General features: G+C 59.8%; 17 protein-coding genes. 3 read left to right on the top strand and 14 right to left on the bottom strand.

The genetic code is table 11. The annotated features are described in order from the left end of the window. Positions 1–8 precede the first annotated feature (8 nt). The 3 genes from ACP7D9_RS18225 to ACP7D9_RS18215 are packed head-to-tail and all read right to left on the bottom strand — an operon-like array spanning position 9 to position 1638. Positions 9–722, bottom strand: coding sequence for a PilW family protein (locus tag ACP7D9_RS18225; protein WP_313005352.1), 714 nt, complete (start codon positions 720–722; stop codon positions 9–11). Next, positions 719–1168 (bottom strand): type IV pilus modification protein PilV, encoded by a 450-nt coding sequence (gene pilV, locus ACP7D9_RS18220; protein ID WP_426158957.1) that lies wholly within the window; start codon positions 1166–1168, stop codon positions 719–721. The genes ACP7D9_RS18225 and pilV overlap by 4 nt, the downstream gene beginning before the upstream one ends. Further along, positions 1165–1638, bottom strand: coding sequence for a GspH/FimT family pseudopilin (locus tag ACP7D9_RS18215; RefSeq protein ID WP_426158955.1), 474 nt, complete (start codon positions 1636–1638; stop codon positions 1165–1167). The genes pilV and ACP7D9_RS18215 overlap by 4 nt, the downstream gene beginning before the upstream one ends. A gap of 130 nt (positions 1639–1768) precedes the next feature. Between ACP7D9_RS18215 and ACP7D9_RS18210 the strand changes: the two genes are divergently transcribed. Beyond that, positions 1769–2338 (top strand): GspH/FimT family pseudopilin, encoded by a 570-nt coding sequence (locus ACP7D9_RS18210; RefSeq protein ID WP_101157577.1) that lies wholly within the window; start codon positions 1769–1771, stop codon positions 2336–2338. On the opposite strand, the gene ispH is transcribed toward ACP7D9_RS18210, so the two are convergent. The 6 genes from ispH to murJ all read right to left on the bottom strand — a co-directional run bounded on the left by ispH (position 2295) and on the right by murJ (position 9831). Then, the gene (gene ispH / locus ACP7D9_RS18205) at positions 2295–3239 is read right to left on the bottom strand and encodes a 4-hydroxy-3-methylbut-2-enyl diphosphate reductase (RefSeq protein WP_313005357.1); all 945 of its coding nucleotides are present in this window, start codon (positions 3237–3239) and stop codon (positions 2295–2297) included. The two genes, ACP7D9_RS18210 and ispH, sit on opposite strands and share 44 nt — an antisense overlap. A gap of 190 nt (positions 3240–3429) precedes the next feature. After that, positions 3430–3882, bottom strand: a complete 453-nt coding sequence (gene fkpB, locus ACP7D9_RS18200) for an FKBP-type peptidyl-prolyl cis-trans isomerase (protein WP_101157575.1) — start codon at positions 3880–3882, stop codon at positions 3430–3432. Further along, complete coding sequence (gene lspA, locus ACP7D9_RS18195; protein ID WP_426158952.1) at positions 3875–4387, bottom strand: signal peptidase II; 513 nt, start codon at positions 4385–4387, stop codon at positions 3875–3877. The genes fkpB and lspA overlap by 8 nt, the downstream gene beginning before the upstream one ends. Further along, on the bottom strand, positions 4380–7211 hold the full coding sequence (gene ileS / locus ACP7D9_RS18190) for an isoleucine--tRNA ligase (protein ID WP_426158950.1): 2832 nt from the start codon (positions 7209–7211) through the stop codon (positions 4380–4382). The genes lspA and ileS overlap by 8 nt, the downstream gene beginning before the upstream one ends. 13 nt (positions 7212–7224) lie before the next feature. Further along, positions 7225–8163, bottom strand: coding sequence for a bifunctional riboflavin kinase/FAD synthetase (gene ribF / locus ACP7D9_RS18185; RefSeq protein ID WP_178081160.1), 939 nt, complete (start codon positions 8161–8163; stop codon positions 7225–7227). Positions 8164–8292: 129 nt separating this feature from the next. Then, positions 8293–9831 carry a murein biosynthesis integral membrane protein MurJ gene (gene murJ / locus ACP7D9_RS18180; RefSeq protein WP_101157567.1) on the bottom strand — a complete coding sequence of 513 codons (1539 nt, stop codon included), beginning with the start codon at positions 9829–9831 and terminating at the stop codon, positions 8293–8295. 252 nt (positions 9832–10083) lie between these two features. On the opposite strand from murJ, the gene rpsT reads away from it, so the two are divergent. Then, positions 10084–10356: a 30S ribosomal protein S20 gene (gene rpsT, locus ACP7D9_RS18175; RefSeq protein WP_003228351.1), complete on the top strand. Its 273-nt coding sequence runs from the start codon at positions 10084–10086 to the stop codon at positions 10354–10356. A 181-nt stretch (positions 10357–10537) separates the two neighbouring features. On the opposite strand, the gene ACP7D9_RS18170 is transcribed toward rpsT, so the two are convergent. From ACP7D9_RS18170 to rplU, 5 genes are all read right to left on the bottom strand, one after another. Further along, positions 10538–11005 (bottom strand): CreA family protein, encoded by a 468-nt coding sequence (locus tag ACP7D9_RS18170; RefSeq protein ID WP_039761698.1) that lies wholly within the window; start codon positions 11003–11005, stop codon positions 10538–10540. 10 nt (positions 11006–11015) lie between these two features. After that, positions 11016–12134 (bottom strand): glutamate 5-kinase, encoded by a 1119-nt coding sequence (gene proB, locus ACP7D9_RS18165; RefSeq protein WP_039761700.1) that lies wholly within the window; start codon positions 12132–12134, stop codon positions 11016–11018. A 137-nt stretch (positions 12135–12271) separates the two neighbouring features. Further along, on the bottom strand, positions 12272–13495 hold the full coding sequence (gene cgtA / locus ACP7D9_RS18160; RefSeq protein ID WP_426158946.1) for an Obg family GTPase CgtA: 1224 nt from the start codon (positions 13493–13495) through the stop codon (positions 12272–12274). Between the two features lie 193 nt (positions 13496–13688). Next, a complete protein-coding gene (gene rpmA, locus ACP7D9_RS18155; protein WP_016773121.1) occupies positions 13689–13946 on the bottom strand; it encodes a 50S ribosomal protein L27 in 258 nt (85 codons plus the stop codon). 35 nt (positions 13947–13981) lie between these two features. Then, on the bottom strand, positions 13982–14293 hold the full coding sequence (gene rplU / locus ACP7D9_RS18150) for a 50S ribosomal protein L21 (protein WP_007924746.1): 312 nt from the start codon (positions 14291–14293) through the stop codon (positions 13982–13984). Positions 14294–14534: 241 nt separating this feature from the next. On the opposite strand from rplU, the gene ACP7D9_RS18145 reads away from it, so the two are divergent. After that, positions 14535–15503 (top strand): polyprenyl synthetase family protein, encoded by a 969-nt coding sequence (locus tag ACP7D9_RS18145; RefSeq protein WP_016773120.1) that lies wholly within the window; start codon positions 14535–14537, stop codon positions 15501–15503. Positions 15504–15529 lie beyond the last annotated feature (26 nt).

Here is a 15529-nt window from a genome sequence, read left to right as displayed (position 1 = left end):
TCACCCCCTCATTGCAAGCGGTTGCGCAATGCCGCAACCACGTTGAAGGTTTGGTTGCGCACCCGGTTGTTCGGGTCGGTGAGGGTCAGGCTCAGGCGCACACTGCGGATGCGCGCGGGATCGGCGGGGTTACTGCTGTAGGTTGAGGCTGCGACTTCGGTCGCCGAGCTGGCCAGGCCGAACGTGACGTTGAAGGCGCTGACGTTGTTCACCAGCACTTGCTGCGCCGGATTGCCGCTGCCAGTGCCCATGAGGATTTGGTTATTGCTGAAACTGTAGATCAGGCGCCGGATCGGGAAAGCAATTTGCCCCGTGGTCGGGCTGCGCAACCCGCTGTAGGCGACCGCGCTGTTGCGACAATCGGAGATCACCGTCCACGTTGGTGTCCCCCCGCCGCTGCCGACATCGGCAGTGACCAGGGTCAATTTGAGATTGGCGTTATCCCAGTCGATCGGAATGAGCTGCGCTGTGTTGAAATCGCCCGCGCTGCTCGAATCAGTGATGGTGCCGAGACATCCGAACATGCCGACCATACGGATTTCCTGAATCATCTTGCTGAGAACGAAACGCGCGTCTTCCTGCATTGCTGCGGCGCTGTTCTGACTGACGTAGGTGTTTTTCGCGGCGATGAAGATCTGCACCACACCTAGCACGACGATCAGCCCCAACGCCAACGCGATCAGCAATTCGATCAGGCCGAAACCGCGGTTGGCGTGCTTCATGGCGTCGCCACCGGGTCGACCGCCGCACGGCTGGTCAGCACGAAACTGCGCTGGGCGCTGGCAGCGTTGGCCGCGCGAGCATCGCTCCAGGTAATTGTGATGGTATAGACCCGTTGATTGAGGGTGATGCTGCCCGTCGCGGTCGGGCCGCCGAAGCTTGCGATATTGCTGGTGAAGTCGTAGAGATCCTGATCCCGCGCAACACTGAGATTGCCCGAGGTTGGTGGGGTAACGGTGTAGTTAGCGCCGGAGTTGGCGCGAATGCGGTCCATCATGTCATAGGCAATGAAGCTCGCCTGACTGGTCATCCGTGAACTGTCAGTGTACTTCAGCGCATTGAGTTGCACCGCTGCCGCGCCCAACAGCCCAACGGTCAGAATCAGTAACGCGACGAGCACTTCGATCAGCGTCATGCCCTCCTGTGGGTTTTTGCTCCCTGCCCTCATCCGCAATTTCCACCCAGTTGAATGCGTCCGTTCAAACACACGTTCAGCGTCCTGCTTTGCGTGCCCAGCGTGTAACCGATGGCCACCGCCGTCGACGGCGCCGCCAAGCCGCCGAGACTATTGAAATCCAGTGCGGTCACTCCTGAGGGTAGCGTCAGAGTCGCGCCACTGCTCATTGCTGGAACAACCCGCAACACATTGGCCGGATTGCCAGTACTGTCATAGACCGCCAGCTCACCGGTCCAGACACTGCCGCCAGCGGTCGGGCGCAGACGCGTGGTCACGCCACGGTTGATGGCTTCGAGCCGGGCGAAATTTATTGCGCGCTGCAAGTCGCCGACTTCGGTATCCGCCTTGCTGCTCTGGATCGTACGGGTAAAGGCCGGCACCGCCAACGTGATCAGCACCAGGAACACCGCGATGGCGACCAGCAACTCGACCAGCGTGAAACCTTTTGTACGAAGATCCATCGATGCCCTCCGTTGCCGTCGGCTATACCTGCTTCTACACGCTAGAACATTCGCTCGGCACGCGCCGACTGATTTGCCCTGCGCGGCGCACGGATTGCGCCGCTCATACCATTCCAAGGAGGGATGTTTCATGCCCCAACACGGTTTCAGCCTGATTGAACTGCTTATGGGACTGGCGATTGCCGCAATTGTTCTGCTGCTGGTCAGCCCGGCGTTCGCCGCGCTCACGCAAGCGACTCAACGCGATCATGCCGCGCAGTCGCTGCTCGAAGGTATCCGCCACGCTCGAACACTGGCTATGACCCACAATCAAGTCGTGGTGATCCATGGCATCGACGGTGACTGGAGTCAGGGCTGGCGCATCATTCTGGATATCAGCGGCAAGGGGCCGCAGGACAGCAGCAACCCGCTGCTGGTTGAGCGCGCCAGTGAGGCGAAGGTGCCGATTGTCGGCAACTGGTGGGTAAGCCGCTACGTGCGGTTCAGTCATCTGGGGCAGCCGCTGATGCCGGGACGGCGATTCCAGGCGGGGACGATACACATCTGCTCGCCGCGCGCACCCGTCAGCCAGCGCCAGATCGTGTTGGCGGCGACCGGTCGCGTGCGCCTGAACAGTCAGGAGACCGAACAGGCGTTGTGCGACAGAAGCAGAAACCTCAGATTGAACGGACGCGCAGCTCTTTCGGCATCGAGAACGTGATGTTCTCTTCACGACCGGCCAGTTCGTCTGCACCGGTCGCGCCCCAGGCCTGCAATTGCTGGATCACGCCACGCACCAGCACTTCCGGTGCCGAGGCGCCAGCGGTGATGCCGATACGCTCGACGCCGTCGAACCAGCTCTGTTGCAGGTCTTCGGCACCGTCAATCAGGTAGGCCGGGGTCGCCATGCGCTCAGCCAGTTCACGCAGACGGTTGGAGTTGGAGCTGTTCGGGCTGCCAACCACCAGTACCACATCACACTCGTCGGCCAGTTGCTTGACGGCATCCTGACGGTTCTGCGTGGCGTAGCAGATATCGTCCTTGCGCGGGCCACCGATCGCCGGGAAGCGAGTGCGCAGCGCATCGATAACGCGACTGGTGTCATCCATCGACAAGGTTGTCTGGGTGACGAAGGCGAGTTTGTCCGGGTTGCGCACCTGCAACTCGGCGACATCTTTCTCGTCTTCGACGAGGTAGATCGCGCCGCCGTTGCTGGCATCGTACTGGCCCATGGTGCCTTCGACTTCCGGGTGACCGGCGTGGCCGATCAGGATGCACTCGCGACCGTCACGGCTGTATTTGGCGACTTCGATGTGCACCTTGGTGACCAGCGGGCAGGTTGCATCGAATACTTTCAAGCCACGACCGGCGGCTTCGTTGCGCACGGCTTGCGAAACACCGTGGGCGCTGAAGATGACGATTACGTCATCGGGCACCTGATCGAGCTCTTCGACGAAAATCGCGCCACGGCTGCGCAGATCTTCGACGACGAACTTGTTGTGCACCACTTCATGACGCACATAGATCGGCGGCCCGAAGACTTCCAGGGCGCGGTTTACGATTTCGATCGCCCGGTCCACACCGGCGCAGAAGCCACGGGGGTTGGCGAGTTTGATTTGCATGCTGTGCCTCGTGTCTTGCGCGCGAAATATAGGTACGTCCTGCTGTTCGAGCACTATGCTCAAAAACAGCAAAAATCTAATGTGGGAGCGGGCTTGCTCGCGAAAGCGGTGTGTCAGACAACTCAATTTTGAATGTCAGTCAGCATTCGCGAGCAAGCCCGCTCCCACATTTTTGACCACGTGCGGTCAGTTATAGCGCTTTGACTGAAATGATTTCCACGTCAAAGGTCAATGTCTTGCCGGACAGCGGGTGGTTGAAGTCAACGGTCACTTGCGCGTCGTCGAACTCTTTTACCACGCCCGGCAATTCAGTATTGGCCGCATCGTTGAAGATCACCAGCAAGCCCGGTGACAACTCCATGTCGGTGAACTGCGAGCGCGGGATGGTCTGCACGTTCTGCGGGTTCGGCTGACCAAAAGCGTTTTCCGGCTCGACGGTCAGGGTGCGCTTGTCGCCGGCCTTGAAGCCGAACAGCGCGGCTTCGAAACCCGGAAGCAGGTTGCCGTCACCGACCTTGAAGGTCGCCGGCGCCTTGTCGAAGGTGCTGTCGACGGTGTCGCCGTTTTCCAGGCGCAAGGCAAAGTGCAAGGTGACTTCGGTGTTCTGGCCGATGCGTTGCTCAGTCGATAGCGGATCAGTCATGAGCGGTCTCTTCGGTTTTTTTCGATTTGAACATGTCCAGCGCCAGCATGATCGCGCCAACCGTAATTGCACTGTCGGCAACGTTGAACGCCGGGAAATACCAGCTGTTCTGCCAGTGCACCAGAATGAAGTCGATCACATGGCCCAGGGCAACGCGGTCATACAGATTCCCCAGCGCGCCGCCCAATACCAGGGCCAGCGCGATGGCCAGCCAGGTGTCATCGCGGCCCAGGCGCTTGAGCCAGACCACCAGCACGGCACTGACGACAATCGCGATCAGGGCAAACAGCCAGCGCTGCCAGCCGGAGCTGTCGGCGAGGAAACTGAAGGCAGCGCCGGTGTTGTAGGCCAGTGTCCAGCTGAACAGATCGGGAATGATCACGATCTGCTGGAACATTTCGAGTTTGCTTTCGAAGTAGAACTTGCTGGCTTGGTCTATGACCAGGACCAGCAAGCTCAACCACAGCCAGCTCAGCCGTCCGAAACGGCCAACGGCATTAGGCATAGTGGCGAACCTCGCCAGCGCCGCTGATGTTGTCGACGCAACGTCCGCAGATTTCCGGATGTTCCGGGTTCACGCCGACGTCTTCGCGGCAATGCCAGCAACGCGCACATTTCGGGAATGCCGACTTGACGATCTTCAGTTTCAGACCGCTGACTTCGGTGGCGACCGCGTCCGCCGGAGCCTGAACAAATGGCGCAACACTGGCGGTCGAGGTGATCAACACGAAGCGCAGCTCGTTGCTCAGCTTGGCCAGATCGGCGCTCAGCGCCTCTTCGGCAAACAGCGTCACTTCGGCCTGCAGGTTGCCACCGACGGCTTTCGCCGCGCGCTGGATTTCCATCTCTTTGTTGACCGCGACTTTCACTTCCATGATGCGATCCCAGTAGGCGCGACCCAGCTCGAAGCCTTCCGGCAGTTCGGTCAGACCTTCGTACCAGGTGTTGAGCATGACCGACTCGTTACGCTCGCCCGGCAGGTATTGCCACAGTTCGTCAGCAGTGAAGGCGAGGATCGGCGCGATCCAGCGCACCAGCGCCTCGGAGATGTGGAACAGCGCGGTCTGGCACGAGCGACGGGCCTTGCTGTCGGCGCCGGTGGTGTACTGGCGGTCCTTGATGATGTCGAGGTAGAAACCGCCCAGCTCCTGCACGCAGAAGTTGTGGATCTTCGAGTAGACGTTCCAGAAACGGTATTCGCCGTAGTGCTCTTGCAACTCGCGTTGCAGCAGCAGCGTGCGATCCACCGCCCAGCGATCCAGCGCCAGCATGTCTTCGGCCGGCAGCAGGTCGGTGGCCGGGTTGAAACCGGTCAGGTTGGAAAGCAGGAAGCGCGCGGTGTTACGGATACGACGATAGGCGTCGGCGCTACGTTGCAGGATCTGGTCGGATACCGCCATTTCGCCGGAGTAGTCGGTCGAAGCGACCCACAGACGCATGATGTCGGCGCCCAGGGTGTCGTTGACTTTCTGCGGCGCGATCACGTTGCCCAGCGACTTGGACATCTTGCGCCCGGCTTCGTCGACGGTGAAACCGTGGGTCAGCAGTTCGCGGTACGGCGCGTGATTGTCGATGGCGCAACCGGTCAGCAAGGACGAGTGGAACCAGCCACGGTGCTGGTCCGAGCCTTCCAGGTACAGGTCGGCACGTGGGCCGGTCTCGTGACCCATCGGGTGCGAACCGCGCAGGACGTGCCAGTGCGTGGTACCCGAGTCGAACCAGACGTCGAGGGTGTCGCTGATCTTGTCGTACTGCGGCGCTTCATCACCGAGCAGTTCGGCGGCGTCGAGCTTGAACCAGGCTTCGATGCCTTCGACTTGGACGCGCTTGGCCACTTCTTCCATCAGCTCGACAGTGCGTGGGTGCAGCTCGCCGCTTTCCTTGTTGAGGAAGAACGGGATCGGCACGCCCCAGTTGCGCTGACGCGAGATGCACCAGTCCGGACGGTTGGCGATCATCGAGTGCAGACGCGCCTGGCCCCAGGCCGGAACAAATGTGGTGTCTTCGATGGCTTTGAGCGAGCGCACGCGCAGGGTGTCGCCACTGGTGGGCTCTTTGTCCATGCCGATGAACCACTGCGCGGTGGCGCGGTAGATCAGCGGAGTCTTGTGGCGCCAGCAGTGCATGTAGCTGTGCTCGATGACCGTGGTGTGCATCAGCGCACCGACTTCGGTCAGCTTGTCGACGATCGCCGGGTTGGCCTTCCAGATGAACTGACCGCCGAAGAATTCCAGCGACGGCACGTACACGCCGTTGCTCTGTACCGGGTTGAGGATGTCGTCGTTGACCATGCCGTATTTCTTGCAGGTCACGAAGTCGTCCACGCCGTAGGCCGGGGCGGAGTGAACCACGCCGGTGCCAGCGCCCAGTTCGACGTAGTCAGCCAGGTACACCGGCGACAGACGGTCGTAAAACGGGTGACGGAAGTTGATCAGCTCCAGTTGTTTACCGGTGGTGGTGGCGATGACCGAGCCTTCGATGCCATAGCGGGTCAGGCACGCTTCAACCAGTTCCTCAGCCAGTACCAGCAACTTGTCGCCGGTATCCACCAGCGCGTAGTTGAATTCCGGGTGCACGTTCAGCGCCTGGTTGGCCGGGATGGTCCACGGGGTGGTGGTCCAGATCACGATCGCGGCAGGTTTGCTCAGCGACGGCAGGCCGAACGCGGCAGCCAGTTTGGCTTCGTCAGCGATCGGAAAAGCGACGTCGATGGTCGAGGACTTCTTGTTCTCGTACTCGACTTCCGCTTCAGCCAGCGCCGAGCCGCAATCGAAGCACCAGTTCACCGGCTTGAGGCCCTTGAAGACGAAACCGCCCTTGACGATTTCGGCGAGGGCGCGGATCTCACCGGCTTCGTTCTTGAAATCCATCGTCTTGTACGGATTGGCGAAGTCGCCCAGCACGCCGAGACGAATGAACTCGGACTTCTGCCCTTCGATCTGCTCGGTGGCGTAGGCACGGCACAGTTCGCGGGTCTTGTCTGCGCCCAGGTTCTTGCCGTGGGTCACTTCAACCTTGTGTTCGATCGGCAGGCCGTGGCAGTCCCAGCCCGGAACATACGGCGCGTCGAAGCCCGACAGGGTTTTCGAGCGGATGATCATGTCCTTGAGAATCTTGTTCAGTGCGTGACCGATGTGGATCGTGCCGTTGGCATACGGAGGGCCGTCATGCAGAACGAACTTCGGACGATCCTTGCCAATCTCGCGCAACTTTCCGTACAGGCCAATACTGTCCCAGCGCTGCAGGATCTGCGGTTCGCGCTGTGGCAGGCCGGCCTTCATTGGGAAGGCGGTGTCCGGAAGGTTTAGCGTGGCTTTATAGTCGGTCATTTAAGGCTCTTCATTAGCGATGGGCGCTAGGTGCGGCTAGTGCACGGGCGGTGGCGACATCCGCATTGATCGCCGTTTTCAATGCCTCCAGAGAGGCGAAGCGCTGCTCTTCACGCAGCTTCTGGTGGAAAACCACCGTCAAACGCCGGTCATACAGATCGCCGGCAAAATCTAAAAGATGGACTTCGAGGTGGGCCTTGCCATCACCTTGTACCGTGGGCCGTACGCCAATATTGGCGACACCGGGCCAGGTCTTGCCGTCGATATCGACATTCACCAGATACACCCCGGTGAACGGCACGCGACGACGCTTGAGTTGCACATTGGCAGTGGGCGTACCCAGTTGCCGGGCCAGTTTCTGGCCATGCAGCACACGACCGGCGATCCGGTACGGGCGGCCGAGCAAGCGTTCGGCCAGGGCAAAATCGGCGGCGGCGAGGGCGTTGCGCACTTGCGTGCTGCTGACGCGAATGCCGTCCAGCTCGACGGTTTGCGCGGCTTCAACGCTGAAACCGTGCATCTGCCCGGCCTGCAGCAGAAAATCAAAATCGCCGAGGCGATCGCAACCGAAACGGAAATCGTCACCGACCTCCAGATGCTGCACGCCGAGACCATCGACAAGGATGGTGTCGACGAACTCACTGGCGCTGAGCTTGCTCAGGCGCTGGTTGAAAGCCAGGCACAAGACCCGGTCGACGCCTTCGGCAGCCAGCAATTGCAGCTTGTCACGCAACCGCGCCAGACGTGCCGGCGCGGTATCGGGGGCAAAGAATTCCCGCGGCTGCGGCTCGAAAATCACCACGCAGCTGGGTACGCCCAACTCGAGCGCACGCTCACGCAGCCGGGCCAGGATAGCCTGGTGACCACGGTGAACACCGTCAAAGTTGCCAATAGTGGCGACGCAGCCCCGATGCTGGGGGCGCAAGTTGTGGAGGCCTCGAACCAGCTGCATAACGCGCTTCTTGCTCATAAAGTGGTCGATTATAACCACACCCGACGGCCGACGACAGGCAACACCGTAACGCAAAGTGAACGAGCCGACAAAACTGCCGGCCCACGCCTGTGGATAAAGGCTGAAACCTCAGCTCAAGGCCTTGCGATTGAAGTCACGCAGGCGGAAACCCAGCAACAGCAACATACCGAAATACGCCACCACACCAGCAACCACCAAAGCGCCAAGACGCAGGAAGCGCTCGAGCATGTGCCCCTCATCCCAAGCGGGCATGAAATGCATGCCCGCCAGCAACACCGCCGACATCACGGCCACCGCAACGACCAGTTTGAAGCCGAATCTGCCCCAGCCCGGCTGCGGCTGATACATCTTCTGCTTGCGCAGTTGATAGAACAGCAGCCCGGCGTTCAGGCAAGCACCGGCACTGATCGCCAGCGCCAGACCGGCATGGGCCAGCGGACCGATCAACGCCAGGTTGAACAACTGCGTACAGACCAAGGTGAAGATTGCGATTTTTACCGGCGTACGGATGTTCTGTTGCGCATAAAAGCCCGGCGCCAGCACTTTGATCACGATAATCCCGAGCAGGCCGACAGAATAGGCAATCAGCGCACGCTGGGTCATTTCAGCGTCGAAACCGCTGAACTGGCCGTATTGAAACAACGATACGGTCAGCGGCTCGGCGAGAATTCCCAGCGCCAGCGCACACGGCAGTACCAGCACAAAGCACAGGCGCAGCCCCCAGTCGAGGATCCGCGAGTATTCGTGGCGATCCTTACTGGCGTACGTTTTGGCCAGGGTCGGCAGCAGAATAGTACCGAGCGCCACGCCCAATACCCCCGAGGGCAACTCCATCAAGCGGTCGGCGTAATACATCCACGACACGGAGCCTGCGACCAGAAACGAGGCGAAGATCGTGTTGATGATCAGCGAGATCTGGCTGACCGAAACCCCGAGAATCGCCGGCAGCATCTGCTTCATCACCCGCCAAACGCCGCTGTCGCGCAGGTTCAGGCGCGGCAGCACCAGCATGCCGATCTTCTTCAGGTGCGGCAGTTGATAGAGCAACTGCGCCAGACCACCGACCAGCACCGCCCAGCCAAGGGCCATGACGGGCGGATCGAAGTACGGCGTAAGGAACAACGCGAACACGATCATGCTGACGTTGAGCAGCGTCGGCACGAACGCCGGCACGGAAAAACGGTTCCAGGTATTGAGGATCGCACCGGCCAGCGACGACAGCGAGATCAGCAATATATAAGGGAAGGTCACCCGCAACAGATCGGAGGTGAGCTGGAATTTCTCCGGCGTATCAGTAAAACCCGGGGCCGTGGCCCAGATCACCCAAGGCGCGGCGATCATGCCCAGCACGGTCACAATCGCCAGCACCAATGTCAGCAGGCCAGACACATAGGCAATAAAAGTACGCGTTGCCTCCTCGCCCTGCTGGCTTTTGTACTCGGCAAGAATCGGCACGAATGCCTGGGAAAACGCCCCTTCGGCAAAGATCCGCCGCAGCAGGTTGGGCAGTTTGAAAGCAATAAAGAAGGCGTCCGTGGCCATCCCGGCGCCGAATGTCCGCGCGATCAGCGTGTCCCGAACAAAGCCCAGAATCCGGGAAAGCATCGTGATAGAGCTGACGGCGGCCAACGATTTGAGCAGATTCATTGAGAGAGTTTGTGCCTGTCGATAAACAGCAGGCGAACAATGCGCCTACTTGTGCGATACTCCGCGCCGCAACAGCACAGAGCCAAAGCTCGCGAGTTTACAGGTCAAGCGCCGGAAATAAATATCCCGCCTCTTTATACCTACCACTTAGCGGAACGATTCAAGTGCCCTTGACAAGACAAGTCTTCATCGGCATGATTCGCGGCCTATTTTGTTTGCTATTTCCTAAAAAGTCTTTCGAGGAGCTCGACGGTGGCCAACTCACCTTCCGCCAAAAAACGTGCAAAACAGGCTGAGAAGCGTCGCAGCCACAACGCCAGCCTGCGTTCCATGGTTCGTACCTACATCAAGAATGTAGTTAAAGCCATTGACGCAAAAGACGCTGAAAAAGCTCAAGCTGCATACGTTCTGGCTGTGCCAGTTATCGACCGCATGGCCGATAAAGGCATCATCCACAAGAACAAGGCTGCTCGTCATAAGAGCCGTCTGAATGGCCACGTCAAAGCGCTGAAAGAAGCCGCTTAATCGACGCAGTCATTAAAAAACCGACCTCAGGGTCGGTTTTTTATTGCCTGTGATTTAACAAATTCAGCGCAAAAAATGTGGGAGCGGGCTTGCTCGCGAATGCAGTCGGCCAATTGATATCTTCATCGACTGACATGACCCCTTCGCGAGCAAGGCCGCCCCCACATTGATCTCTACGGCGCTATTGCTGCACAGGCACCCATGGCAGGATCGGGATCGCTGTCACGGCATTCTGCGGACTGCCCTCGATCAAGCGATCGCTATAGACCAGGTACACCAGCGTGTTGCGCTTCTTGTCGAGGAAACGCACGACCTGCATGGTCTTGAATACCAGCGAGGTGCGCTCCTTGAACACCTCGTCGCCATCCTTCAACTCGCCCTTGAACTTGATCGGCCCGACCTGCCGGCAGGCGATCGACGCTTCCGCGCGATCTTCGGCCAAACCCAGACCACCCTTCACACCGCCAGTCTTGGCGCGCGACAGGTAGCAGGTCACGCCCTCAACTTTCGGATCATCGAATGCCTCGACCACGATCCGGTCATTCGGCCCGACGAACTTGAACACCGTCGATACCTGACCGATCTCCTCGGCCGAGGCCAGCAGCGGCATCGCCATCAGCAGACCCAACAATCCTTTCGCTACACGCATCGAATTTTCCCTAGACCAGAATCAGGTTGTCACGGTGAACCAGTTCCGGCTCCGCCATGTAACCGAGCAAACCGACAATCGCATCCGACGACTGACCGATGATTTTTTGCGCTTCCAGCGCGCTGTAGTTAGCCAGGCCCCGAGCGATCTCACGACCATCCGGCGCCACGCAGACAACCATTTCACCACGACGGAAACTGCCTTGAACCAGCTTTACCCCCACCGGCAGCAGACTTTTATTGCCCTTGGACAACGCCGACACCGCCCCCTCATCCAGCACCAGCGTGCCACGGGTTTGCAGATGCCCGGCCAGCCACTGCTTACGCGCCGCGAGCATGCCGCGCTCAGGCGACAGCAAGGTGCCAATGCGCTCGCCCGCCTTCAAGCGGTCGAGCACCCGCTCAAGCCGCCCGCCGACGATGATGGTGTGCGCACCGGAGCGTGCCGCCAGACGCGCCGCGCGCAGCTTGGTCTGCATACCGCCACGCCCCAGCGCACCGCCGGTACCGCCCGCGACCGCATCCAGCGTCGGATCATCGGCGCGCGCTTCATAAATCAGCTGCGCATCGGGATTGTTGCGCGGATCGGCATCGAACATGCCATCGCGATCGGTGAGGATCACCAGCAGATCCGCTTCGACCAGGTTAGCCACCAGCGCCGCCAGCGTGTCGTTGTCGCCGAAACGGATTTCGTCAGTGACCACGGTGTCGTTTTCGTTGATCACCGGGATGACTTTCAGTTCGACCAGTGCGCGCAAGGTACTGCGGGCGTTGAGATAGCGCTTGCGGTCGGACAGGTCATCGTGAGTCAGGAGAATCTGCGCAGTGTGCCGGCCATGCTCGGCGAAGCTCGATTCCCACGCCTGCACCAAACCCATCTGACCGATAGCGGCGGCAGCCTGCAGCTCGTGCATGGCACTGGGTCGTGCGGTCCAGCCCAAGCGACTCATGCCGGCCGCCACTGCCCCGGAGGACACCAGCACCAGCTCGACGCCCGCTTCATGCAGCGCCACCATTTGCTCGACCCAGACACTCATTGCCGCGCGATCCAGCCCTTTGCCGTCAGCTGTCAGCAAAGCGCTGCCGATCTTCACGACCCAACGCTGCGCACCTGTCACCTTGCTCCGCATCATCTTCAACCTTAGCTTGAGGGCAGCGCGACCTGGCGCTGCCCGTGACGTTAATCGTGGCGATTGCTGACCAACGATCGATTTCCGGATACTAAAACGCCGCTCGATTGAGCGGCGTTCAAGTTTATCGCAACGGATCAGTCACGCACGTAAATGATTTCCGGACCGTCTTCGTCATCCACATCTTCTTCGTCCCAGTCATCGTCGCCGATGTCATGGACCGACTTCACGCCACTGCGACGCAGGGCACGCTTGTCATCCAGCGCCTGCAACTGCGCACGGGCTTCGTCTTCGATGCGCTGATCGAGATCGGCCAGCTCTTCCTTGTACGCAGGATCTGCGGCGAGGCGATCGGCACGGTCTTCCATGTAACGCATGATGTCGTGGCACAGTCGCTCGGTGCCGATCTTAGCAATGGCCGAAATCACGTACACCGGACCGGTCCACTCCAGGCGATCGACAATTTCCTTGACGCGAGCGTCATGCTCTTCTTCAAGGATCTGGTCGCACTTGTTCAGCACCAGCCAGCGATCACGCTCGGCCAGCGACGGGCTGAACTTGATCAGCTCGTTGACGATCACTTCCGCCGCGTCCGGAGCACTGGAGTCATCCAGCGGCGCCATGTCGACAAGGTGCAGCAGCAGACGCGTACGCGCCAGATGCTTGAGGAAGCGAATGCCCAGGCCGGCACCGTCGGATGCGCCTTCGATCAGACCCGGAATGTCGGCAATGACGAAGCTCTTCCAGCGATCGACGCTGACCACACCGAGGTTCGGCACCAGCGTGGTGAACGGGTAATCGGCGACTTTCGGCTTGGCCGCCGAGACCGAGCGGATAAAGGTACTTTTTCCGGCGTTCGGCAAACCCAGCAGACCGACGTCGGCCAGCACTTTCATTTCCAGTTTCAGGTCGCGCTGCTCGCCCGGCTTGCCCGGCGTGGTCTGGCGCGGCGCACGGTTGGTACTGGATTTGAAACGGGTGTTGCCCAGACCGTGCCAGCCGCCCTGCACCACCATCAGTTTCTGACCGGCCTTGGTCAGGTCGCCGATGACTTCCTGAGTAGCGGAATCGATCACCGTGGTGCCGACCGGCACGCGCAGGACCAGGTCTTCGCCCTTCTTGCCGGTGCAGTCGGTGCTGCCGCCGTTGGAGCCACGCTCGGCATCGAAGTGCCGGGTGTAACGGTAGTCGACCAGCGTGTTGAGGTTTTCGTCAGCCATCATGTAGATGGAACCGCCATCACCGCCATCACCACCGTTCGGGCCACCGTTTTCGATGAATTTTTCCCGACGAAAACTCATGGCGCCATTGCCGCCATCACCAGCCTTTACGCGAATCGATACTTCATCAACAAACTTCATAACCAACGCCTCTCGCCGTACGGACGAGCCGAAAAACAATCAAGACATAAGACTCTTGCAAAAATGAGCGCAGCGACCCCAAGACACGACCTGCATCGCACGCCGACAGCCCATACAAACAGCTTTGCAAGAGACTCACCCCACAAACGAAAAAGCCCCGTCGCAAGACAGGGCTTCTCCAGCGATCTCGCGATTAAGCCGCGATTACGCTCACGTAACGACGACCGAAGGCGCCCTTTACTTCGAACTTGATCACGCCTTCGATTTTAGCGAAGAGAGTGTGATCCTTACCCATGCCAACGCCGTAGCCAGCGTGGAATTGGGTGCCGCGCTGACGCACGATGATGTTGCCGGCCTTGATGACCTGGCCGCCATACATCTTCACGCCAAGGCGTTTGGCTTCTGAGTCGCGACCGTTACGGGTACTACCACCAGCTTTTTTGTGTGCCATGAGTTCAATTCTCCTAGTGAGGAATTAGGCTGTAATTAAGCCTGAATACCGGTGATTTTGATCTCGGTGAACCACTGGCGGTGGCCCATACGCTTCATGTGGTGCTTACGACGACGGAACTTGATGATGCGGACTTTATCGTGACGACCTTGGGAGATCACTTCAGCCTTGACGGTTGCGCCAGCAACAACTGGTGCGCCGATGTTCACGTCGTCGCCATTGGCGACCAGCAGAACGCGATCAAAAGTCACGGATTCGCCAGTAGCGATTTCCAGTTTTTCGATCTTCAGGTATTCACCTTCAGCGACCTTGTATTGCTTACCGCCGGTAACGATTACTGCGTACATGGTATTTCTCCGATAATCCTGCTCACCCAGCTCTTTATAAGAAGAGGTATTGGCTGGCATGGCTGCATGGGGCTGGAACGGCCCAAGTGCAATTGCGTAAGGCAGGTGCTGCCCAGGAAGTTCAGGGTGCGCGATTGTACGCAAGCAATCTGCGTCGCGCAAGTGGCCGTCCATCGCGCCTTGACAGGTCTGGACGGGGGTCCTAGCATGCCGCGCAACCCTTCTGGAGCGACTCTCGCTGATGCAACCCCAAGCTTTCTACCGCGCGGTGGCGGACGATTTTAGCGCCGTCGACGGCATCATCAAGAAGCAGCTGACGTCTCGAGTGCCGCTGGTATCGAAAATCGGCGATTACATCACCTCGGCTGGCGGCAAGCGTCTGCGTCCTTTATTAGTGTTGCTGTGTGGCAAGGCCCTGGGTCGCGAAGGCGATGACATGCGTCTGCTGGCCGCCACCATCGAATTCCTGCACACCGCGACCTTGCTGCATGACGACGTGGTCGACATGTCCGGCATGCGCCGTGGTCGTTCGACCGCCAACGCCATGTGGGGCAACGCCCCGAGCGTGCTGGTCGGCGACTTCCTGTACTCGCGCTCGTTCGAAATGATGGTCGAACTGGGCTCGATGCCGGTGATGAAGATTTTGTCCCAGGCCACTCGCATCATTGCTGAAGGCGAAGTATTGCAGTTGTCCAAGGTGCGTGACGCCAGCACCAGCGAAGAAACCTACATGGAAGTCATCCGCGGCAAGACCGCGATGCTCTTCGAAGCCTCGACCCACAGCGCTGCGGCCCTGGCCGGCGCGACCGCCGAGCAGAGCGAAGCCCTGCGCACCTTCGGCGATCACCTGGGTGTGGCCTTCCAACTGGTCGATGACCTGCTGGATTACAAAGGCGACGCGGAAACCCTGGGCAAGAACGTCGGTGACGATCTGGCCGAAGGCAAACCGACCCTGCCGCTGATCTACACCATGCGCGAAGGTACGGCCGAACAGGCGGCACTGGTGCGTCAGGCGATCCAGAAAGGCGGGATCGAAGACCTGGAAAGCATCCGCATCGCCGTGGAGGCGTCCGGTTCGCTGGAGTACACCGCGCAGCTGGCTCGCGACTACGTGGCCCGCGCGATCAAGTGCCTCGAGGCGCTGCCGGCCAGCGAATACCGCGATGCACTGGTGGAACTGAGCGAGTTTGCGGTCGCCCGCACACACTGATATTGCTGAAACAAGATCGAAAGATC

Source organism: Pseudomonas sp. TSRC2-2 (assembly GCF_049897785.1).
Classification (GTDB): Bacteria; Pseudomonadota; Gammaproteobacteria; order Pseudomonadales; family Pseudomonadaceae; genus Aquipseudomonas.
The sequence above is the reverse complement of the archived record's forward strand: the minus strand, read 5'-3'. Positions and strand labels throughout refer to the sequence as shown.